The organism is Vibrio kagoshimensis (assembly GCF_050337535.1).
In the GTDB taxonomy this organism is placed as follows: domain Bacteria; phylum Pseudomonadota; class Gammaproteobacteria; order Enterobacterales; family Vibrionaceae; genus Vibrio; species Vibrio gallaecicus.
This window is the reverse complement of sequence record NZ_JAKJSZ010000005.1, coordinates 180,275-201,010: the sequence shown is the minus strand read 5'-3', so window position 1 is coordinate 201,010 and position 20,736 is coordinate 180,275. Positions and strand designations below refer to the sequence as shown.

At 42.0% G+C, this 20,736-nt stretch carries 20 protein-coding genes; 4 read left to right on the top strand and 16 right to left on the bottom strand.

What is annotated here, in order from left to right; translation table 11 throughout:
- Window positions 1-396: 396 nt before the first annotated feature.
- Together L4C37_RS05800 and L4C37_RS05795 are read left to right on the top strand one after the other, a co-directional pair.
- On the top strand, window positions 397-1,875 hold the full coding sequence (locus L4C37_RS05800) for a sodium-dependent transporter (RefSeq protein ID WP_273295972.1): 1,479 nt from the start codon (window positions 397-399) through the stop codon (window positions 1,873-1,875).
- 17 nt (window positions 1,876-1,892) lie between these two features.
- Window positions 1,893-1,994, top strand: a complete 102-nt coding sequence (locus L4C37_RS05795) for a methionine/alanine import family NSS transporter small subunit (protein ID WP_137372429.1) — start codon at window positions 1,893-1,895, stop codon at window positions 1,992-1,994.
- Window positions 1,995-2,189: 195 nt separating this feature from the next.
- Here L4C37_RS05795 and L4C37_RS05790 read toward each other — a convergent pair whose 3' ends face one another.
- The 15 genes from L4C37_RS05790 to yceD form a co-directional block, all read right to left on the bottom strand.
- On the bottom strand, window positions 2,190-2,594 hold the full coding sequence (locus L4C37_RS05790; RefSeq protein WP_273295973.1) for a hypothetical protein: 405 nt from the start codon (window positions 2,592-2,594) through the stop codon (window positions 2,190-2,192).
- A gap of 163 nt (window positions 2,595-2,757) precedes the next feature.
- Window positions 2,758-4,188, bottom strand: a complete 1,431-nt coding sequence (ptsG, locus tag L4C37_RS05785; protein WP_429768097.1) for a PTS glucose transporter subunit IIBC — start codon at window positions 4,186-4,188, stop codon at window positions 2,758-2,760.
- A gap of 445 nt (window positions 4,189-4,633) precedes the next feature.
- Window positions 4,634-5,401, bottom strand: a complete 768-nt coding sequence (locus tag L4C37_RS05780; RefSeq protein ID WP_429768096.1) for a TatD family hydrolase — start codon at window positions 5,399-5,401, stop codon at window positions 4,634-4,636.
- Entirely contained in the window at window positions 5,392-6,357 is a 966-nt protein-coding gene (locus L4C37_RS05775) for a DNA polymerase III subunit delta' (protein ID WP_429768146.1), read from the bottom strand. The genes L4C37_RS05780 and L4C37_RS05775 overlap by 10 nt, the downstream gene beginning before the upstream one ends.
- Before the next feature lie 6 nt (window positions 6,358-6,363).
- Window positions 6,364-6,996, bottom strand: coding sequence for a dTMP kinase (gene tmk, locus L4C37_RS05770; protein WP_429768095.1), 633 nt, complete (start codon window positions 6,994-6,996; stop codon window positions 6,364-6,366).
- Between the two features lie 2 nt (window positions 6,997-6,998).
- The gene (mltG, locus tag L4C37_RS05765) at window positions 6,999-8,021 is read right to left on the bottom strand and encodes an endolytic transglycosylase MltG (RefSeq protein ID WP_429768094.1); all 1,023 of its coding nucleotides are present in this window, start codon (window positions 8,019-8,021) and stop codon (window positions 6,999-7,001) included.
- Window positions 8,018-8,836 (bottom strand): aminodeoxychorismate lyase, encoded by an 819-nt coding sequence (pabC, locus tag L4C37_RS05760; RefSeq protein ID WP_429768093.1) that lies wholly within the window; start codon window positions 8,834-8,836, stop codon window positions 8,018-8,020. Before pabC ends, mltG begins: the two co-directional genes overlap by 4 nt.
- A 104-nt stretch (window positions 8,837-8,940) precedes the next feature.
- Window positions 8,941-10,185: a beta-ketoacyl-ACP synthase II gene (gene fabF, locus L4C37_RS05755; RefSeq protein ID WP_273296840.1), complete on the bottom strand. Its 1,245-nt coding sequence runs from the start codon at window positions 10,183-10,185 to the stop codon at window positions 8,941-8,943.
- A 93-nt stretch (window positions 10,186-10,278) separates the two neighbouring features.
- A complete protein-coding gene (gene acpP / locus L4C37_RS05750; protein WP_004737381.1) occupies window positions 10,279-10,512 on the bottom strand; it encodes an acyl carrier protein in 234 nt (77 codons plus the stop codon).
- Window positions 10,513-10,678: 166 nt separating this feature from the next.
- Window positions 10,679-11,413: a 3-oxoacyl-ACP reductase FabG gene (fabG, locus tag L4C37_RS05745; RefSeq protein ID WP_167494006.1), complete on the bottom strand. Its 735-nt coding sequence runs from the start codon at window positions 11,411-11,413 to the stop codon at window positions 10,679-10,681.
- 25 nt (window positions 11,414-11,438) lie between these two features.
- Window positions 11,439-12,362 carry an ACP S-malonyltransferase gene (fabD, locus tag L4C37_RS05740; RefSeq protein ID WP_273296843.1) on the bottom strand — a complete coding sequence of 308 codons (924 nt, stop codon included), beginning with the start codon at window positions 12,360-12,362 and terminating at the stop codon, window positions 11,439-11,441.
- Window positions 12,363-12,442: 80 nt separating this feature from the next.
- Window positions 12,443-13,393, bottom strand: a complete 951-nt coding sequence (locus tag L4C37_RS05735) for a beta-ketoacyl-ACP synthase III (protein WP_137372419.1) — start codon at window positions 13,391-13,393, stop codon at window positions 12,443-12,445.
- A 5-nt stretch (window positions 13,394-13,398) separates the two neighbouring features.
- Window positions 13,399-14,424, bottom strand: coding sequence for a phosphate acyltransferase PlsX (gene plsX, locus L4C37_RS05730; RefSeq protein ID WP_017062152.1), 1,026 nt, complete (start codon window positions 14,422-14,424; stop codon window positions 13,399-13,401).
- Between the two features lie 9 nt (window positions 14,425-14,433).
- Window positions 14,434-14,604: a 50S ribosomal protein L32 gene (gene rpmF, locus L4C37_RS05725; RefSeq protein ID WP_004737376.1), complete on the bottom strand. Its 171-nt coding sequence runs from the start codon at window positions 14,602-14,604 to the stop codon at window positions 14,434-14,436.
- Between the two features lie 48 nt (window positions 14,605-14,652).
- Window positions 14,653-15,180 carry a 23S rRNA accumulation protein YceD gene (gene yceD / locus L4C37_RS05720; RefSeq protein ID WP_137372417.1) on the bottom strand — a complete coding sequence of 176 codons (528 nt, stop codon included), beginning with the start codon at window positions 15,178-15,180 and terminating at the stop codon, window positions 14,653-14,655.
- A gap of 149 nt (window positions 15,181-15,329) precedes the next feature.
- Between yceD and L4C37_RS05715 the strand changes: the two genes are divergently transcribed.
- A complete protein-coding gene (locus tag L4C37_RS05715) occupies window positions 15,330-15,911 on the top strand; it encodes a Maf family protein (RefSeq protein ID WP_429768092.1) in 582 nt (193 codons plus the stop codon).
- Window positions 15,912-16,012: 101 nt separating this feature from the next.
- Here the strand turns inward: L4C37_RS05715 and rluC are convergent, their stop codons facing one another.
- Window positions 16,013-16,960: a 23S rRNA pseudouridine(955/2504/2580) synthase RluC gene (gene rluC / locus L4C37_RS05710; protein ID WP_273296192.1), complete on the bottom strand. Its 948-nt coding sequence runs from the start codon at window positions 16,958-16,960 to the stop codon at window positions 16,013-16,015.
- Window positions 16,961-17,555: 595 nt separating this feature from the next.
- Between rluC and rne the strand changes: the two genes are divergently transcribed.
- Window positions 17,556-20,699, top strand: coding sequence for a ribonuclease E (gene rne / locus L4C37_RS05705; RefSeq protein ID WP_273296191.1), 3,144 nt, complete (start codon window positions 17,556-17,558; stop codon window positions 20,697-20,699).
- The last annotated feature ends 37 nt before the right edge of the window (window positions 20,700-20,736 follow it).

Genomic DNA, 20,736 nt, shown 5'->3' with positions numbered 1-20,736 from the left:
TCATCTTATAAAATTAATATAAGCAGATTATTCCTCTATTTTATTAAAGGCAAACAATCGGCACATTCCACACCATCACCCTTACAACAAATTTAACACCATTTACGCACAATTAAACAACATCTTCATTCTATTGATCTAACTAATATTAGTCGTTAATCTCACTTCTATGCCGTAGCTGAATATTTCAGCTTGTGCAAACACACATCAAAATTTATAGAGTTATATTCTGAGTTTTCACTACATAAGTAAAATTATAATCTAATAAAATGCTTAATCACGGATGATAGAGTAAAAAATCAAACTAAAATTGGTCACTTACCTACTCACTTCAAAAATTAAAGCATTGTGTAATGAAAAGCTTCATATCTCAGGGACGTTATAAGGAGTTAACAAATGAAGCGAGAACAATGGGGATCCCGAGCTGGGTTTATACTTGCAGCTGTAGGATCTGCGATCGGATTAGGTAATATTTGGCGTTTCCCTTATATGGCATATGAGAATGGCGGCGGTGCATTCTTTATTCCATACCTTTTTGCCATGCTTACTGCTGGTATTCCTTTCATGATTTTAGAATTCAGTATGGGTCAAAAGTATCGCGGTTCTGCACCTGCGACTTTAGCTCGTATCAATTCAAAATTTGAATGGCTTGGTTGGTTCCAAGTGGGTGTTGCTGCGGTTATCGCGGTTTACTACGTTGCCGTTATTGGCTGGGCTATTTCTTACTTTGGTATGTCGTTCAACCAAAGTTGGGGCACAGACACTAATGCTTTCTTCTTCAGTGAATATTTAGCACTGGGTGATAACTCTCCAACGAACCTAGGTAGCATCCAATGGGGTATAGCTGGTTCTATGCTTCTAGCGTGGGCAATTACTTATGCCGCGATTGTTGGCGGTGTAAAAGCCGGTATAGAGCGTGCTTCTAAAGTAATGATGCCAATTCTATTCATCATGGTGGTATTACTGATTGGTCGCATGGTTTTCCTACCAGGCGCACTTGATGGCGTGAACTACATGTTCGAGCCCGATTTCAGTAAGCTGTGGGATGTAAAAGTTTGGGCCGCTGCTTATGGTCAAATCTTCTTCACTCTAAGTATCGGTTTTGCAATCATGCTGGCTTACTCAAGCTACTTACCTGAAAAGTCTGACATTACGAATAATGCGTTCATGACCGTATTAATCAACTGTGGTTTCTCAATCCTTGCCGGTATTATGATTTTTTCTGTTCTTGGCTACATGGCTCAAGAACAAGGTAAACCATTAACAGAAGTGGTTTCTGCTGGTGTTGGCCTTGCATTTGTTACGCTACCAGCCGCAATCAACTTGCTTCCGGCGCCTTATATTCTAGGTCCGCTGTTCTTCTTCGCGTTGGTTGTTGCAGGTTTAAGTTCTCATATTTCAATCATGGAAGCGGTAACTTCTGCAGTCATGGATAAGTTAAATTGGAGCCGTAAAAAAGCAGCAAGTATTGTGATTGGTTCAGGCGTTGTAGTTTCAATGGCATTCGCGACTAATGGCGGCTTGTTACTACTCGACCTTGTTGATCACTTTGCTAACAATGTGGGCATCATGGTAGGCGGTTTCATCGAAATCTTACTAATGGCATGGTTACTGAATAAAGTCGGCGACGTACGTGAGTACGTTAACAAAGTCTCTGATTTTGCTATTAGCGGTTGGTTTGATATCTGTATTCGTTTTATTACGCCAGTAATGCTAGCAGTAATCCTAACCACTAAGCTTCAAGCTCTATTTACTGAAGGTTACGGTGGCTACGATCTCACTCTTGGTTGGGTAATGATTGCTGGTCTATTTGCAGTTGGTGTACTCATCAATATTGCAAGCAGCAAAAATACTTCAAATAACAAGACAGCTTAAAATAAGGAAGCTTAATTATGACAACTAGCGCAATTATTATGATGGTTCTTGGTCTTGGTATTACTTGGGGTGGCGCCGCTATCTGTATCAAGCGAGCAATGGATAAGCAGCAAGATTAAGACTTAACCTACCACTGGAAGTTTCCCGATAAAGGGTTTCTATTTACACTTAAATAAAATGCCAGCTTAAATGCTGGCATTTTTACATCTCAATACAAAGGTATCTCGTATAGTAAGTAATATGTCTCTATTCGATGCGCTTCTTAATTCTAAAAGAAGCTTTCGAAACAGGCTTATCACTCGACAAGCTAACGCTTAAAATTTGTAAGTAATACCTAATGCACCACTTAGCTGTAGTTCCGGACCTTTGTATAAATTCAACTCCGGATGAACCTGCGCATAAAGGTTCCAACCATCATAGAAATTGACATTCATTCCTAGTGGAACTCTAGCACCAAACTCATCATTCCATTCATTCCAAGCTCCGACACCAACATACCAACTCATCGAGGTTTCCGGGTCTATCACCCCTCTTTTCAAGATATAGTCGAAAGCCATACCATCGTTACCCGCGGTAACTCTGTAAGTATCATCAACTTCAACCACAACGCTCAGTTGTTGGTCAAAAGCCATTCCCACTGCAAGCTGCGGCGACTCATTGGCATGAATCCAAGATGAGAAAACAATAAATGGCAAGCCAAGTAAAAGATTCTTGTTCATATAGAAGACACCATAACGAAATATATGGACAAATTTTACGGTGAATATGAATTAAGGTGTCAGACGGGTGTGAGGTTACTTTATGGAAATGAAAAAAATCTAAACCTAAATCCAGACACAAAAAAGGAGGCGCTAGGCCTCCTTTTATCGTTGGAATCAGTGATTATCCGTTATTACGAATCCACTCATCCATATCTGTTTTAAGGTTGTCAGACTTAGTACCGAAGATAGCTTGAACACCACCAGCTACTACTACGACACCAGCTGCACCAAGTTGTTTCAGTTTTTCTTGGTTTACTGCTTCAGTATCAGCTACAGCAACACGTAGACGAGTGATACAAGCATCAAGACCAGTGATGTTAGCTTTGCCACCAAACGCAGCTACAAGCTCACCAGCTAGCTCTGAACCAGTTGCAGTGCTTGCTTCTTCTGTTTCATCTTCACGACCTGGAGTTTTAAGGTCAAGCGCTTTGATAACAGTGCGGAATACGAAGTAGTAAAGCGCAGCGTAACCAATACCACAAGCAACCATTAGACCCATCTTAGACGCATTGCCAGACAGAACTAGGAAGTCGATTAAACCGTGTGAGAAAGAAGTACCGTGTACAAAACCTAAAGTGTTCGCTAGAACGTACGCAGAACCAGCAAGTAGAGCGTGGATTGCGTAAAGAACAGGAGCTACGAATAGGAAAGAGAACTCGATTGGTTCAGTAATACCCGTTAGGAATGAAGTTAACGCAGCAGATGCCATGATACCCATTACTTTAACGCGGTTTTCAGGTTTAGCCGAGTGTGCAATTGCGATTGCAGCAGCTGGAAGACCAAACATCTTGAACATGTAACCACCTGCCAGCTGACCGAAGCCGTTGCCTGCAGCACGAGTTGCGTCATCAGCAACTAGGTAACAAGTAAGAACACCATTTTGAGTTTCGCCAGCAGCGTTGATACAAGTACCAGCTTCAAAGAAGAAAGGTACGTTCCAAACGTGGTGAAGACCGAATGGGATTAGTGAACGTTCAACGATACCGTAGATACCAAATGCCACTTGTGGATTTTGGTGAGCAGCCCAATCAGAGAATGCTGAAATAGCACCGCCAACTGGTGGCCATACTACTGATAGTAGGATAGCAAGACCAATCGCAGAGAAACCTGTGATGATTGGCACTGCACGCTTACCAGCGAAGAAGCCTAAGTATTCAGGAAGTTGAATACGGAAGAAACGGTTGAATGCCCACGCAGCAACACCACCGACTAGGATACCACCTAGTACACCAGTATCAATTTTTTCAACGCCCATAACACCAGCCATTACGCCTAGTGTAGCAGTCATAATACCGTAACCAACGATAGCTGCTAGACCAGCAACACCGTCGTTATTAGTGAAGCCAAGTGCTACACCTACTGCAAATAGCAGTGCCATTTGACCGAAAACTGAACCACCAGCTTGTTCCATTAGGTTTGAAACAATTTCTGGAATAAAAGAAAGGTCTGCTGCACCGACACCAAGCAAAATACCCGCAACTGGTAAAACTGATACTGGTAGCATCAGTGACTTACCAACTTTCTGCAGGCTAGCAAAAAGGTTCTTAAACATGTTTATGCTCCTGATAAAGATAAAAATAATTATATGGGTTCTAACGGCACACCCCCGTAGCCTAAATGTTAGCACCCTATGAAAATGTAACCATCTGTTGCGTTATATTTTCTGCCTCTAAATATATATTGAGCAGTTACTAACTTACTAGTGAGTTACGAAATTTAGTTTCAAAACAAGTCTTGGATCACATGGAATATTTAGCAATGCAATGCTTTTCAATAAAATAAGTCATTGTTTTAAAAGAAAAAATACAGACACTCTCTTTATTTTACTAAGTAAATAAAATAGATCGTCATGTTATTTTTAGTAACAAAATTACAAATGAGGTATTTTTGGCTCTCAGGTTCAACATAATCAGTAAACATTAAAATATTGATCATTTCTCGTGATCAAAGACGCAAAAAAGGGAGCTTTCGCTCCCTTTTTATTCATCATTAACTTTCTATCGCAAAAAAAGTTTTTGATAATTTTCGGTCGTTTTTCGTCCAACCTCAGCAATAGAAATGCCCTTTAGCTGAGCGATATAAGCTGCCACTTCTACAACATATGCAGGTTGATTCTGTTTTCCACGATGTGGTACTGGCGCCAAATATGGAGAATCAGTTTCAATTAAAAGCCTATCTAATGGCAAGTTCTTAACGATTTCTTTCAGCTCTGTAGCCTGTCTAAAGGTGACAATACCGGAAATAGAGATATAAAAGCCTAGCTCCATTGCAGCATCAGCAAAAGCTTGATCTTCAGTGAAGCAATGTATTACACCACCACATTTATCAGCCCCACCGTTGCGTAAAATAGCCAAGGTGTCCTCTCGAGCATTACGAGTATGGATAATAAGCGGCTTATTTACCTCTACAGCCAATTCTACATGTTGCTCAAATCTTAGTTTCTGTAAATCTGCTGTTTCTGGTTGGTAATGGTAATCTAAACCCGTTTCACCAACAGCAACTACTTTGGAATGCTTCGCGAATTCATGTAACTGATCTAAAGCGAAATCACTTTCCACGTCCAAAGGATGTACACCACAAGATGCATTCACATTGTCAAACGGTGAAATCATTTCTAACATATTTTGAAACGAGTCTAGTGTTACTCCAACCGACAACAATTGATGAACGTTTGCAGCTTTCGCCTTATTAAGAACATCTTCTACATTCAGGTGTAGGTCTTCATAATTTAGTTTGTCTAAATGACAGTGAGAATCTACAAACATGCTTCCCCGCAAACTGTGATTAACCAATTCATAATAAGTAATTCTGTATTGAGCCCTGGGTGTTGCTTAATTTGTTCAATCAAGCTCGTCAACGTTTTAGAAAGTTTATACGCATTCTGATAACCCAGCGTAACTTTTAAATCTTGGGAGCTAGGGATATAAGAATCACTTTCTACACCAAAATGCATTTTCTGAACGTCAGAGAGTAAATGCCAAATCCAAGACAAGTGCTTGGTAGGTTCTTTCGATAATGTAGTCGCAAAAGACATTAGGTCGACATCAGTCCCATCGACAACCTTCACAAATTGTCGAAGCACTTTATCGCAAGCTTCTACTTCCCCACTTTCAACCATGGTTTTAGCCGTAAGCGGAGCATTATTTGCTAGAGCCAATACATATGGCGGAACTGTTTTACTTAGCTCTTTGCTAAGCCATTCAGATGCAGTAATTGCACTTGGGCTTGTTATTGTTGTTTGTTGACAGCGGCTACGAATCGTTGGCATTAAAATACTGGTATTTGATGTTGTCAGAACAAAAATACACTTACTCGAAGGCTCTTCTAACGTCTTCAATAACGCGTTTGATGATGCTTCATTCATAGCTTCTGCTGGATCGATCATAATGACACGATACCCACCCAGCTGAGATGACTCTAACGCCCAGCGGTTACTAGCTCGAATTTGATCAACAGTAATCGCTTTACCTTCTTTTTCTGGTTGTATTCTGTGTAAATCAGGGTGACTACCAGACTTTACTAACTCACAACTATGGCAAAAACCACAAGCTTCACTTTCATAGTTAGCACACATAAGTGCAGCGCTGAGTTGCTCAAGAAGAGAGTCGACTCCCAAACCGTCAGGTGCGTTAACTAGCACAGCGTTAGGGAAGCGTTCTGCATCCAAACTTTTTTGCCAATCACCCCAAACAGGCTCCAGCCAAGGATATAATTGCCCCATCATTACCTACTGTTTTACTAACCAATTGCGTAGCGCATCTTTAATCTCGCTTGCAACGTATTCAATCTCTTGTTGAGCATTAATCACAAGAACAGAGTCATCTTGTTCTGCAATTTCGAGGTAACGTTCACGAGTACGATCAAAAAATGAAATGTCCATCTTTTCAATACGATCCAATTCACCTCTTCCTCTAGCTCTTTCTAGACCAACTCTTGGATCTAAATCTAAATAAAGAGTCAGGTCGGGCTTAAAATTACCTAATGTCGTTGATTTTAACGCTTCCATAGTTGAACGAGAGATCTGACGCCCGCCTCCCTGGTAAGCTTGTGAAGACATATCATGACGATCACCAACCACCCAATGACCATTTCCTAAAGCAGGTTTTATGACGTTCTCAACAAGTTGTACTCTCGCTGCGTACATCAACAATAACTCAGTCATGTCTTGAAGTACTTCGCCTTCATGTTCTTCTTTAACAAGCGAGCGCATTTTTTCAGCTAGGACCGTTCCCCCGGGCTCACGTGTACTTGTAATATTCTCAACGCCAGACTCTTTTAATGTCGCAAGAATTGCATTAATTGCTGTGCTTTTACCTGCACCCTCTAAACCTTCAACAACGATAAACTTTGACTGATTCATAATTATTTCTTTTTATTTTTTCTTAACTGTTTTAAATATGCACGAACCGCTCTGTTATGCTCAGCTAAGTTCTTTGAAAATACATGTCCGCCTGTTCCACTAGCAACAAAGTAAAGGTAATTACTTTTCTCTGGGTTAAGTGCAGCTTGGATTGATGCTTTACCTGCCATTGCAATAGGTGTAGGTGGTAACCCATTTATGGTGTAAGTGTTATATGGCGTAGGTGTGCGCAGATCTTTCTTGCGAATATTGCCATCATAGCTATCACCCATGCCATAAATAACCGTAGGGTCTGTTTGCAAACGCATTCGCTTATTCAAACGGTTAATAAAGACCGAAGATACACGCTCACGCTCTGAAGCAACTGCAGTTTCTTTTTCAATAATAGACGCTAAAATCAAAGCCTCATAAGGAGACTTTATCGGCAGTTTTGCAACTTTACTTTCCCATTCACGATTTACGACGTCCATTAAGTTTGTATGTGCACGTTTAAGTAAATCTAAATCCGTTGTACCGTAAGTATAATGATAAGTCTCAGCAAGAAAGAGTCCTTCCAATTTCTGTTTATCAATACCCAATTTTTGTGCGATTTCTTTTTCAGATACACCTTCAAGTGTCTGCTGAATGAACTCATTTCTTTTAAGTTGAGTCATCCATTCATCGAAGCGGCTGCCTTCCACAAAGGTGATCGTAAACTGGTGCTCTTTTCCTTCTACCAGTACCTGTAATGCTTGCTCTAAAGTCAAACCCGGCTCTAGAAGAAAGGTGCCTGCTTTTACATCAACAAGTTCAGGGTGTAGCTTTCGGATCAATCGGTCATAAGGTGATGCTGTAAATAGATTTTCATCAACCAATTGGTTTAGCACGCGGTTAAAACTAGTGCCTGAATTGATGGTTATTACTTGAGAGCTTTCTAGCTGAATAACTTTTTTTAGCTGGTCTTGCGCTTGGTTATATACATAAAACGCAGCTGAAGCTGCTAAAACTAAGCACAAGATAATAAAAATAAATAACTTTTTGATCACGAGTTCAATTGTCCTTGAAGGCTACGAGTGACGGGGCCAATATTAAAATGAGTATTTTTAATGCGGGTAATAGGTGCGATACCTAAAATTGAGTTAGTCATAAAGACTTCGTCAGCTTGAAGAAGCTGATCCAAATGGTAATCACCGATTTTAACAAACTGCTCCGTAGAGTCGAGGGCCATCAACACTCGCTTTCGCATCACTCCAGCAACACCACTTTGCGAAAGTTGAGGAGTATAAATTTTATCTTTGATTCGCCAGAACAGATTCGCCATTGTGGTTTCAATTACATGTCCCGAAATATCGAGAACCACGCCATCAACTTCTTGAGCTTGGTCCATCTCATCTTTCATTAAAATTTGTTCTAGACGGTTGTTATGCTTATGACCTGCTAATAATGGATTAAGCCCTAGAGCTTGCTGGCACAGACCTAGCTGAACGCCGTCATGGTGCCAATTATGATAATGACTGGGATAATCAAAGGTACTAATGGTTACCATTGGTTTTGAAACATTCAGTGGGCTATATCCACGACCACCAGCCCCACGGCTAACATGAAGTTTTAGTCCAAACTTAGTCTCATTTTGTATGGATTTACTTTGAATTGCATTGCTAAGCCAAGCAGTGGCTTCTAGCCAATTTAGCGGATGAATTTTCAATGCTTTCAAACAATCATCGACTCTATGCTGATGATCGTTAAAGTTAATGATCTTACCGTTAAGTACTAACATCGTGGTAAAGCATCCATCACCATACTGGAAAGAGCGATCAGAGATCTCGACCGTTTGCTGGCTTTTTCCGTCAACCCAAAACATGTTTTTCCCCATAAAAAGAAACGGCTCAATGCTAAAGCATCAAGCCGTTTAAAAACAAGTCTAATTGTGACTATCTACGAGTGTTTGTGTCTTTAATAAGATGATTAAATCTTTTTGAAGATCAAACAGCCGTTTGTACCACCGAAACCGAATGAGTTACATGCAGCATATTCCATGTTGCTAACTTCACGCGCCGTGTGTGGTACTAAGTCAATATCTAAGCCTTCTTCAGGATCATCTAGGTTGATTGTTGGTGGAACAATTTGGTCAACCAGAGACATCGCGGTGATGATAGCTTCAGCAGAACCCGCAGCACCTAAAAGGTGACCTGTCATTGATTTCGTAGAAGAAACTAATACTTGCTTGCTGCCTGCTTCACCAAGAGCACGTTTGATGCCCTTAACTTCTGCTACGTCACCCGCAGGAGTCGATGTACCGTGTGCGTTAACGTAACCGATTTGCTCACCAGTCACGCCAGCATCACGCATAGCCGCTTCCATAGCTAATGCACCACCAGAGCCATCTTCACTTGGAGATGTCATGTGGTAAGCGTCACCAGACATACCGAAGCCAACGAGCTCACAGTAAATCTTAGCGCCACGAGCTTTCGCATGTTCGTACTCTTCAAGAACCATCATGCCTGCACCGTCACCAAGAACGAAGCCGTCACGACCTTTGTCCCATGGACGAGAAGCTTTTTGAGGCTCATCGTTGCGAGTAGACAATGCTTTAGCCGCACCAAAACCGCCCATACCTAATGGTGTAGATGCTTTTTCAGCACCGCCCGCTAGCATTGCATCAGCATCGCCGTAAGCAATCATACGAGCCGCGTGACCAATGTTATGTAGGCCAGTCGTACATGCAGTAGAAATCGCGATATTTGGACCACGTAGACCACGCATAATAGACATGTGGCCAGCAATCATATTCACGATCGTCGAAGGTACAAAGAACGGGCTGATTTTACGAGGGCCTTTTTCAGTTAAAGCCTTGTGACCGGCTTCAATCAAACCAAGACCACCAATACCAGAACCGATAGCAACACCCACACGTGGAGCGTTTTCTTCAGTAATAGTTAGGGCTGAATCATCTAAAGCTTGAATACCTGCTGCGACGCCGTATTGGATGAACAAGTCCATCTTACGAGCATCTTTTTTAGTCATATACTCTTCGCAGTTAAAGTCTTTAACTAGACCTGCAAAACGAGTTGAGAAATTGGTTGCATCAAAATGATCGATATTAACGATACCACTTTGACCAGCTAGCAGGGCTTTCCAAGAAGATTCTACAGTGTTGCCTACCGGTGACAACATACCCATGCCAGTGACAACTACACGACGCTTGGACACGATTTTACACTCCGGGAATTGAGGTGATTTAAGATGAGGATAGATGAGTTAGATAAAACACAGGCGGTCGAGATGACCGCCTGGGAGAGATTATTACTGAGCGCTAGTTACGTAATCGATAGCTGCTTGAACAGTAGTAATTTTCTCAGCTTCTTCATCTGGGATTTCAGTGTCGAATTCTTCTTCTAGAGCCATTACTAGCTCAACTGTGTCTAGAGAATCTGCACCTAGGTCATCAACGAAAGAAGCTTCGTTTTTAACTTCAGCTTCGTCTACACCTAGCTGTTCAACAATGATTTTCTTTACGCGTTCTTCGAGGTTGCTCATTTTTTCTTTTCCTTTACAGAGTTCGCTTTATGCGATGTTTTCCGTAGTTTATTCAATCTATTGAAAGTTGCAAGGTCAACTTTTCTGGTCAAACCACAATTTTCACGATTTTAACCGAAATTACGTATGATCTTGACTTAAATCATGCACAAATGTTGCACATAATTTACACCATGTACATACCGCCATTGACGTGAAGTGTTTCACCTGTGATATAAGCTGCCGCAGGTGACGCCAAAAATACCACAGCTTCAGCGATTTCGCGAGGGTCACCTAGTCGACCTGCTGGTACATTCGCCAAAGTTGCTGCTCGTTGGTCATCATTTAATGCTTTTGTCATATCTGTTTCAATGAAACCAGGGGCTACTGTATTTACAGTAATACCACGTGAAGCAACTTCACGAGCCATAGACTTAGTAAAACCAATCACACCAGCTTTTGCAGCAGCGTAGTTAGCTTGACCAGCATTACCCATAGTACCAACTACAGAACCAACATTAACGATACGACCTTGACGCTTCTTCATCATGCCACGTAATACTGCTTTAGACATGCGGAAGATCGGCGTTAAATTAGTATCGATGATGTCATTCCACTCATCATCTTTCATGCGCATAAGCAAATTATCACGTGTGATACCTGCATTATTTACAAGAATATCGATTGCGCCAAACTCATCATTTATGGTTTTCAGTGTAGCAGCGATTGACTCAACGTCTGTTACATTTAGAGCAAGACCTTTACCGTTCTCACCAAGGTACTCGCTAATTGCTGCAGCACCGCCTTCAGACGTCGCAGTACCGATAACTTTAGCACCACGCTCAACTAAAAGTTCAGCGATTGCACGACCGATGCCACGGCTTGCACCTGTAACTAGTGCAACTTTGCCTTCTAAATTCATCATAACTTCTCTATTAAGTGGTTATTTACTTAGCAGCTTCTAGTGATGCAGTATCATTAACTGCAGCAGCTGTCATAGTTTTTACGATTCGTTTTGTTAGACCAGTAAGAACTTTACCTGGACCTAATTCTAGTAGTTTCTCTACGCCTTGCTCATTCATTGCTTGTACACCCTCAGTCCAACGGACTGGGCTGTATAGCTGACGAACAAGTGCGTCTTTAATTTTTGCAGGATCTGTCTCAGCTATAACATCAACGTTATTGATAACAGGCAGTGCTGGCGTATTGAACTCTAGAGCTTCTAGAGCAACCGCTAGTTTGTCTGCGGCTGGCTTCATTAGTGCACAGTGAGATGGTACAGAAACAGGTAAAGGAAGTGCACGCTTAGCGCCTGCTTCTTTACATAGTACACCAGCGCGTTCTACAGCCGCTTTGTTACCCGCGATAACAACTTGACCAGGTGAATTGAAGTTTACTGGAGACACAACTTCGTCTTGTGCCGCTTCTTCACACGCTTTAGCAATTGCTTCATCGTCTAAACCGATGATTGCGTACATAGCACCAATACCCGCAGGAACCGCTTCTTGCATCAGTTGACCACGTAGCTCAACTAACTTGATCGCTTCTTTGAAGTCGATAACGCCAGCGCATACTAGTGCAGAATATTCTCCTAGGCTGTGACCTGCTAGATTTACAGGTTGCTCTAGACCAAGCTCTTGCCATACACGCCAGATTGCAACAGACGCTGTTAGTAGAGCTGGTTGAGTACGGAAAGTTTCATTTAGATTTTCTACTGGACCATCTTGAACCAATGCCCATAGATCGTAACCAAGTGCTTCTGAAGCTTCAGCAAATGTCTGTTTAACAACATCATACTGTTCGCCTAGGTCAGCAAGCATACCGATAGCTTGAGAGCCTTGGCCTGGGAATACGATAGCAAATTTGCTCATTGTAATTTTCCTTTAAGCAAAGCAAAAAATTGAATAAGGCACATATGTTATGTGCCTTGTTTGTTAATTATCGCTTGGGGTTAGAATTTAACTAACGCCGAACCCCAAGTGAAACCGCCACCAAATGCTTCAAGTAGAAGCGTTTGACCACGTTTAATTCGCCCGTCGCGAACAGCCTCATCAAGTGCTGTTGGTACGGTAGCTGCTGAAGTATTGCCGTGCTTATCAAGGGTAATCACCACTTGATCAAGTGACATTGTCAGCTTTTTAGCGGTTGCTGAGATAATACGGTAATTCGCTTGGTGTGGAACTAACCAATCAAGCTCTGACTTATCCATATTATTTGCAGCTAATGTGTCTTTAACTAGCTTAGAAAGCTGAGTTACTGCCACTTTAAAGACTTCGTTGCCCGCCATGTGCAGCCATTTATCTGAATCACCGCCACGCTCAGGAACTTCTAAGCTTAGAAGCTCACCGTATTTACCATCAGAGTAAATATGAGTAGACAAAATACCTGGCTCTTCGCTTGCGCCTACAACCACCGCGCCTGCTGCATCACCAAATAGGATGATAGTAGAGCGGTCAGTCGGATCACAGGTTTTTGACAGTGCATCTGCACCAATTACCAAAACGTTTTTACACATGCCAGTCTTGATATGTTGATCAGCAACAGACAGTGCGTATACAAAACCAGAACACGCGGCAGCTAAATCAAACGCAGGGCAACCTTTGATACCAAGCTTACCTTGTACCTGACATGCCGAAGACGGGAATGTGTGGCTACTGCTGGTTGTCGCAACAATGATTAAGTCGATATCTTCTTTATCGATACCCGCCATTTCAATGGCATTCTCAGCAGCGTAAAACGCCATATCCGCAACGGTTTCGTTTTCCGCTGAAATACGACGCTCTTTAATACCTGTTCTAGCAACGATCCACTCATCGCTAGTCTCTACCATTTTCTCTAAGTCTGCGTTAGTACGCACCTGAGATGGCAAGTAGCTGCCAGTACCTAAAATTTTGCTATACATGAAGACTAATAATGCCTCTCGAGTAAAACCGCTTCCAAACGATCGCTAATGCGGCTGGGGACTTGTCGTTTGACCTCGTGTACTGCTTCACCAATCGCGTTGACGACAGCAGATACATCAGCACTTCCATGACTTTTAATGACAATGCCGCGCAATCCTAACAAACTTGCGCCGTTATACTGGTCGGGGTTCAAGGTTTTTAATTCAGTAAATAACTCAGAAAACAACATTCTGGCTATCCAACCCTTTATTGTTGAAGCCATCATGCGCGTTTTTAGCTTATCAATAAAGAGCTGAGCCGTACCTTCGCACGTTTTTAAGCAGACATTGCCCACAAAACCATCACATACGACGACATCAGCTGCATCTTGAAGTAATTGATTACCTTCAATATAGCCTATGAAGTTGACAGACTGAGTATTAGACAACATTTCAGCACATCGTTTTACAAGGTCATTACCTTTAATTTCTTCTGCACCGATATTCAAAATAGCGACACGTGGAGCGCGACCTAAATGTTGTTCCGCTAATGCACTGCCCATTACAGCAAACTGAAACAGTGAGTCTGCATCACTAGAAACGTTCGCTCCTAAATCAAGCATCCATGTACGGTTGCCAGAAGCTGTAGGTAAAGCTGAAACTAATGCAGGCCTATCAATACCAGGAAGTAGTTTGAGTCTGAAACGAGATAGCGCCATTAGTGCGCCAGTGTTACCACCACTCACACAAGCATCAGCCTGTGATTCGGCAACCAGATCGATAGCGGCACGCATTGAGCTACCCTGACTGTTACGTAAGGCTAGTGAAGGTTTTTCAGAATTGGAAATAACTCGATCACAATGCTGGATACTCAAACGAGAATCAGGCATTCGACCTAATGAAGATAATTGAGATGTGATCGCGTTTCGATCACCTATTAGAATGACTTTTAGCTCTGGGAAATACGACAGTGCCTGCACGGCGGCAGGCACTGTTACACGAGGACCGAAGTCTCCGCCCATTGCATCAAGCGCAACGGTTAGATTTTGCAAAGGTCAACCTTACTTGTTGATAACCTTTTTGCCGCGGTAAAAACCTTCGGCAGTCACGTTGTGACGTAGGTGAGTTTCACCTGAAGTTGCGTCTACAGAAAGTGCAGCTGTAGTTAGTGCATCGTGTGAACGACGCATGCCACGCATTGAACGTGATTTCTTGCTCTTTTGTACGGCCATTGACCCTACTCCTATGTAAATTCTTAAAGATACTTACTTATTAATGAGTTAGCTCTTTAAGTTTTTTAAAACATCAAATGGATTCGGCTTTTTATCTTCCTCAATTTCTTCAGGAAGTTCACCAAATACCAAATTATTTGAGTTAACGCTACAGTCCGCATCGTCGTGCATTGCTATTTGTGGCAATCCAAGGATGAACTCGTCTTCAACTAATTGAATCAGGTCTAACTCACCGTACTCGTTCAGATCTACCAAATCGTACTCTTCCGGTGCTTCTTCTTCACTTTTCTCACTGTAAACAGGAGTATAAGTAAATTGGACATCGCACTCATGTGCGAAAACCTCATTACAACGTTGACACTCTAAATCGACTTCGACGTTAGCTTTACCAGAGATAACGACTAATCGTTGTTCATCAAGCCCAAATGACATTGAGACTTGCGCGTCACGTTTTACGCCTTCAGTTGTTTCGGTTAAACGCTTTAAAAGACTTACTTGGATGATACCATCCATATCAAGTCGTTTTTGAGCCGTTCTTGCCGGATCAACTGTACGCGGTATTTTTTCCTTTTGCATAGGGCGCGAATCTTATCTTCCAAATCATGTTTAGTCAAAGGAAATGGCAAAAAAATTGTACTTTCCTACCTTTCCTATTCAGAGCATTATGAATAGCAGGACAAGTTACGTTATCCTGAGATAAATGCTTCCGTGAATTGTAAATTAAAATGAAAAATTACCAACTAGTTTTGGCCTCTACCTCACCATTTAGGCAAGAGATCCTCAAAAAACTGCAGTTAAGCTTCATTACAGCTAAGCCAGACTGCGATGAGACACCATTTCCAGAAGAAACACCTCAACAGTTAGTAATGCGCCTTGCAGAGACTAAAGCCAAGTCTTGTGCTGTAGAGCAACCAAGCTTAGTGATTGGTTCCGATCAAGTGTGTGTGATTGACGAAGAGATCATTGGGAAACCTCATACTCGTGAAAAAGCCATCGAACAGTTATCTAGCCAAAGCGGTAAGAGCATCACTTTCTACACTGGGATAACCGTATGGAACAGTGAAACAAATATAGCAGACACTCGCTTAGATACCTTCATCGTGCATTTCCGTGATTTAACACAGCAGCAGATCATTGCTTATGTTGAGAAAGAACAACCTTATTACTGTGCTGGAAGTTTTATGTGTGAAGGGTTAGGCATCGCGTTATTTAAGCAAATGGAAGGTAAAGACCCGAATACATTGATCGGTTTACCTCTTATCGACCTAGTCGACATGCTTGAAAATCAAGGAATGGACGTACTTTAGTATTTAATGAATAAAGTGACTAACGAATAAAATCTAAAAAGGTTGACGAACATCGTCAACCTTTTAGAGGAATCAAAAATGGAGAGTATCCCTCTCGTATCTTATTTTAATTTACGCAAGCCACTGAGTGCTTTTTCAAGCCTCGCTTCCATTGGCGCTGAGATATCCATCTTCTCTTCACTACCTGGGTGTATGAACTTGATGTTCGCTGCATGTAGGAACAGACGATCAAGACCAACCTTGCCAGTGTATGCATCAAAACGACGATCACCATAGCGATCATCCCAAGCAATTGGGTGACCAGTATACTGAGCATGCACTCGAATTTGGTGAGTGCGACCCGTAATAGGACTTGCTTGGATCAACGTTGCATCTTGGAACTTTTCTAAAACCTTAAAGCGAGTTTCAGATGCTTTACCATTTGGGTTCACACGCACAATACTGTTTACTTCATTTTTCAGTAATGGAGCATTAACCACCTTACAGCTATTTTTCCACTCTCCCATCACCAGAGCAAAATAATACTTCTGTACCGTTTTTTCACGAAACTGTGCTTGAAGATGTCTTAAAGCTGAACGCTTCTTCGCAACGAGTAAAATACCTGATGTATCTCTATCAATACGATGAACCAACTCAAGGAAGCGAGCATCAGGTCTTAAAGCTCTTAATGCTTCAATTGCACCAAACTTCAAGCCGCTACCGCCATGAACCGCCGTACCCGATGGTTTATTCAGAATCAACATATGATCATCTTCATGGATGATGCATCGTTCCAATTCCGAAACCTTATTGAGTTTAGTGCTTGGCACACTGTCTTCAACTTTTTCTTCAATGGTTACAGGCGGAATACGAACTAAATCACCTGCTTTTAGTTTGTATTCTGCCTTAATGCGTTTTTTATTTACACGCACTTCTCCCTTACGCACAATTCTATAAACCATGCTTTTAGGGATGCTTTTTAATTGGTTGCGTAAGAAGTTATCAATACGCTGACCAGCCATATCTTCGTCGATTTCGACAAATTGGACTTTAGTTCTAATTTCACTCATCTGGTTAGTGTACCACTGTCAATGTTGATAATTGAGAGTTTCTTCCAACTTTTCTAGCAGATTTTAGCCGTTCCGCATGATTCGTTTATTACACTTGTTTGATTTTTAGAACAAAAAACAATCAAAAACATGACTTCACACACACATAAGCATTTATTTATCTTATAAACAATGAGTTAGAGCTATCAAAATTTAAACAAAACCCTTTTTTTTACCGCATTCCGACAAAGCAGATTGCTGTGTTTAACGACCGCTGCTATAGTTCACAGCTGCTATAAGTGGTTTGACTATTATTTAAACAGCTAACCATCCAAAGCAAACAAATGAGTAGATGCCTTAGATTAGATAGTGCTGCAATCGGCGTAAGACACCATCAACTAGGTTCCTTGTCGCTCTACTCACGTAAACTCATGCTGAGTATTCACCGCCACATCGCGGATCATAGACTTTTATCTATGATGACTGACGTGCCCACGAGCATCCCTCTCCAGCCGGGAGGCTGCACTGATAAAGCCATGGGATCAGGCACCATGAGAAACGAACAAAGCGGCAACAATAATTATGAAAATAAAGAAAAGACAATGAGAATTTCTAAATGAAAAGAATGTTAATCAACGCAACTCAAAAAGAAGAGTTGCGTGTCGCTTTGGTTGATGGCCAGCGATTATTCGATCTAGATATCGAAAGTCCTGGACACGAATCAAAAAAAGCGAATATCTACAAAGGACGTATTACTCGTATTGAACCAAGCCTAGAAGCGGCATTTGTTGATTACGGTGCAGAACGTCACGGTTTCCTCCCTCTTAAAGAAATTGCCCGCGAATACTTCCCTGAAGGTTATACATACCAAGGCCGTCCTAGCATTAAAGAAGTGCTAAAAGAAGGTCAAGAAGTTATCGTACAAGTTGAAAAAGAAGAACGTGGTAGCAAAGGTGCTGCATTAACAACGTTCATCTCTTTAGCTGGTAGTTACTTAGTTCTTATGCCAAACAACCCTCGCGCAGGTGGTATTTCTCGCCGTATCGAAGGTGATGAGCGTACACAACTGAAAGCAGCATTAAGCACTCTTGAGCTTCCTCAAGGCATGGGCTTAATTGTTCGTACTGCTGGCGTTGGTAAAAGTGCAGAAGAGCTTGAGTGGGATTTAAACGTTCTACTGAATCACTGGGGTGCGATCAAACAAGCATCTGATTCAAATTCAGCTCCTTTCCTAATTCACCAAGAAAGTAACGTAATTGTTCGCGCAATTCGTGATTATCTACGTCGTGATATTGGCGAGATTCTAATCGACAGCAATACTATCTTTGAACGTGCACAAGCGCATATTCAGTTAGTTCGCCCAGATTTCATGAATCGCGTTAAGAAATACGATGGTGAAGTACCTCTATTTAGCCACTACCAAATCGAAAGCCAGATTGAATCAGCTTTCCAGCGTGAAGTTCGCCTTCCTTCAGGTGGTTCAATCGTAATCGACCCAACAGAAGCTCTAACTTCTATCGATATCAACTCTGCTCGAGCAACAAAGGGCGGCGATATCGAGGAAACAGCGCTAAACACTAACCTAGAAGCAGCCGATGAAATTGCTCGTCAATTACGTCTACGTGACCTAGGTGGTCTTGTTGTTATCGATTTCATCGACATGACTCCAGTTCGTCACCAACGTGAAGTAGAGAGCCGTCTACGTGATGCCGTTCGTTTAGATCGCGCACGTGTACAGATTGGTCGAATTTCTCGATTTGGTCTTCTAGAGATGTCTCGACAACGCTTGAGCCCATCACTAGCAGAAGCAAGCCACCACATTTGTCCTCGTTGTACAGGTACTGGCGTTGTTCGTGATAACGAATCTCTAGCACTTTCAGTTTTACGTTTGATCGAAGAAGAAGCTCTGAAAGACAACACAGCACAAGTACTTGCAGTTGTGCCTGTACCTATCGCCTCTTACCTTCTGAATGAAAAGCGACGCTCAGTAAATCATATTGAGAAAAGCCAAGAAGTTAAGATTACGGTAGTACCGAATTCAGACATGGAAACACCTCATTTTGAAGTAATCCGTGTACGTGAAGGCGAAGAATTCGACTTACTTTCTTACCTACTTCCTCAAAAACTTGACGCGCTAAAAGAAGCCGAAAGTAAAGAACCAGTAGTTGTTGACGTGAAGCCTAAGAAACTTGAAGAGCCAGCTCTGAAAGGTTTTGCAGCTCCTGCTCAATCAGCTCCAACACCAGCTCCTGCTCCAAAAGCTGCTGCTCCTGAAAAGAAAGCAGAAGCGACAGAACAAGAGCCTGGTCTAATTGGTCGATTCTTTAAAGCAATCAGCAGCTTCATTTTTGGCTCATCTCAAGAAGAGAAAGTTGAAGAGAAAGTTGAAGAGAAACCACAAGAAAAACGTCAACAAGGTAACCGCCAACGTCGTGAACGTAACGATAACCGTCGTCGTAATCAACGTGGTGATAACCGTAATGAAAATCGCGATAATCGTGATAACAAGCGTCGTCGTAAACCAGTTCGCGATGAGAAGCAGGTTCATGAAGATAAACCTGAAGAGCTAAAAGAAAGTGCTCCTCAGCAAAATCGCCAGCCTCGTAAGCCTAAACAAGATCGCCGCAACAAGCAGCGTGATGAGCAACCATCGAAATTAGCTGAAGAAGGTCTACAACTAGCTGCAGATGCACAAGCTGATGCTCCTAAAGTAAAAACTGAAGCTAAAGCTGCGAAAATTAAAGAACGTCGTCAGCGTCGTAAATTGAACAAGCAGGTTCGAATCAAAGATCAACAGGCAAGCAGCACTGAAGAAGAGCCGCTAGAAACACCTGTAATGATTGCAGAACAGGTTGAGGCTGTAGAGAAAAATGTTGCTGAAACACAACAGAAAAAAGCTGTAGATCAAGTTGAATCGACTCAAGTTGATGCTGATCAAGCGGAACAAGAAGAACCGAAGCAACGCCGCAACCGCCGCTCACCACGTCACTTACGTGCAAGTGGTCAGAGACGTCGTCGTGGTCGTGATCGCAAACCAAACCCATTCCGCCTTCGTAAAGGTGGCGTAGCATCTCCAGAGATGGCTATGGGTAAAGTAATGCCACGTTTCATTGAAAAGCCTCATCATAAGCAACAGCCACAAATTGATGCAGTTGAAGTAGCTGTTCTTGCTGAAACGTTACCTGTAGAGACTAATGTTGTAGCAGATACAGCAATTGAAGTACCAGCTTCTGTAGAAGTAAAAGACATTCAAATGCAAACGTCTGTTGAATCAGCTGAGTCGAAGGATACTGTAACAGCAGAAGCTGTTGTTGAGACTCCTTCAGCGCCTGAAGCTGTAATAGCTGAAGCTCCTGTTTCTACTGCTGAAAATGCAGAAGAAGTAACAGTTGAAAATACTGCAATTGAAGCTGACATCGCCGAAGACAGCAACGTTGAAGTTGAAACTCCACAGACTGAAGAAGTAATCGAAAACGTTAACGTTGAAATTACATCTTCTGAAACTGAAGAGCTTAAACCAACAATTGAAGTTGAAGCTCCTGTTGAAGTTAAGGTATCTACTGACGTTGAAACGACTGTAGCTACTCCTGCGAAGAAACAAGCAGGTTCACCAATGACTAAAGCTCCTGGTCCTCAAGAGATTAAAGAGATACAAGTCGTTGCAGCTCCATTCCGCACAGAACGATATGTGTCGAAAGGTGCTGGTAGCCAAGTAGCTAAAAATTCTGCTGGCGCAGGTATGACTAAACCTCAATACTAATTTATTGAAAGGTTAGTTCGTTAAATGAAAAAGGGCT

Excerpts from the sequence above, each read along its gene's own strand:
- L4C37_RS05800 (WP_273295972.1), top strand. The coding sequence starts at position 397 with ATGAAGCGAGAACAATGGGGATCCCGAGCTGGGTTTATACTTGCAGCT.
- L4C37_RS05795 (WP_137372429.1), top strand. The coding sequence starts at position 1,893 with ATGACAACTAGCGCAATTATTATGATGGTTCTTGGTCTTGGTATTACT.
- L4C37_RS05790 (WP_273295973.1), bottom strand. The coding sequence starts at position 2,594 with ATGAACAAGAATCTTTTACTTGGCTTGCCATTTATTGTTTTCTCATCT.
- ptsG (WP_429768097.1), bottom strand. The coding sequence starts at position 4,188 with ATGTTTAAGAACCTTTTTGCTAGCCTGCAGAAAGTTGGTAAGTCACTG.
- L4C37_RS05780 (WP_429768096.1), bottom strand. The coding sequence starts at position 5,401 with ATGTTTGTAGATTCTCACTGTCATTTAGACAAACTAAATTATGAAGAC.
- L4C37_RS05775 (WP_429768146.1), bottom strand. The coding sequence starts at position 6,357 with ATGGGGCAATTATATCCTTGGCTGGAGCCTGTTTGGGGTGATTGGCAA.
- tmk (WP_429768095.1), bottom strand. The coding sequence starts at position 6,996 with ATGAATCAGTCAAAGTTTATCGTTGTTGAAGGTTTAGAGGGTGCAGGT.
- pabC (WP_429768093.1), bottom strand. The coding sequence starts at position 8,836 with ATGTTTTGGGTTGACGGAAAAAGCCAGCAAACGGTCGAGATCTCTGAT.
- acpP (WP_004737381.1), bottom strand. The coding sequence starts at position 10,512 with ATGAGCAACCTCGAAGAACGCGTAAAGAAAATCATTGTTGAACAGCTA.
- fabG (WP_167494006.1), bottom strand. The coding sequence starts at position 11,413 with ATGAATTTAGAAGGCAAAGTTGCACTAGTTACAGGTGCAAGCCGTGGC.
- fabD (WP_273296843.1), bottom strand. The coding sequence starts at position 12,362 with ATGAGCAAATTTGCTATCGTATTCCCAGGCCAAGGCTCTCAAGCTATC.
- L4C37_RS05735 (WP_137372419.1), bottom strand. The coding sequence starts at position 13,393 with ATGTATAGCAAAATTTTAGGTACTGGCAGCTACTTGCCATCTCAGGTG.
- rpmF (WP_004737376.1), bottom strand. The coding sequence starts at position 14,604 with ATGGCCGTACAAAAGAGCAAGAAATCACGTTCAATGCGTGGCATGCGT.
- yceD (WP_137372417.1), bottom strand. The coding sequence starts at position 15,180 with ATGCAAAAGGAAAAAATACCGCGTACAGTTGATCCGGCAAGAACGGCT.
- L4C37_RS05715 (WP_429768092.1), top strand. The coding sequence starts at position 15,330 with ATGAAAAATTACCAACTAGTTTTGGCCTCTACCTCACCATTTAGGCAA.
- rluC (WP_273296192.1), bottom strand. The coding sequence starts at position 16,960 with ATGAGTGAAATTAGAACTAAAGTCCAATTTGTCGAAATCGACGAAGAT.
- rne (WP_273296191.1), top strand. The coding sequence starts at position 17,556 with ATGAAAAGAATGTTAATCAACGCAACTCAAAAAGAAGAGTTGCGTGTC.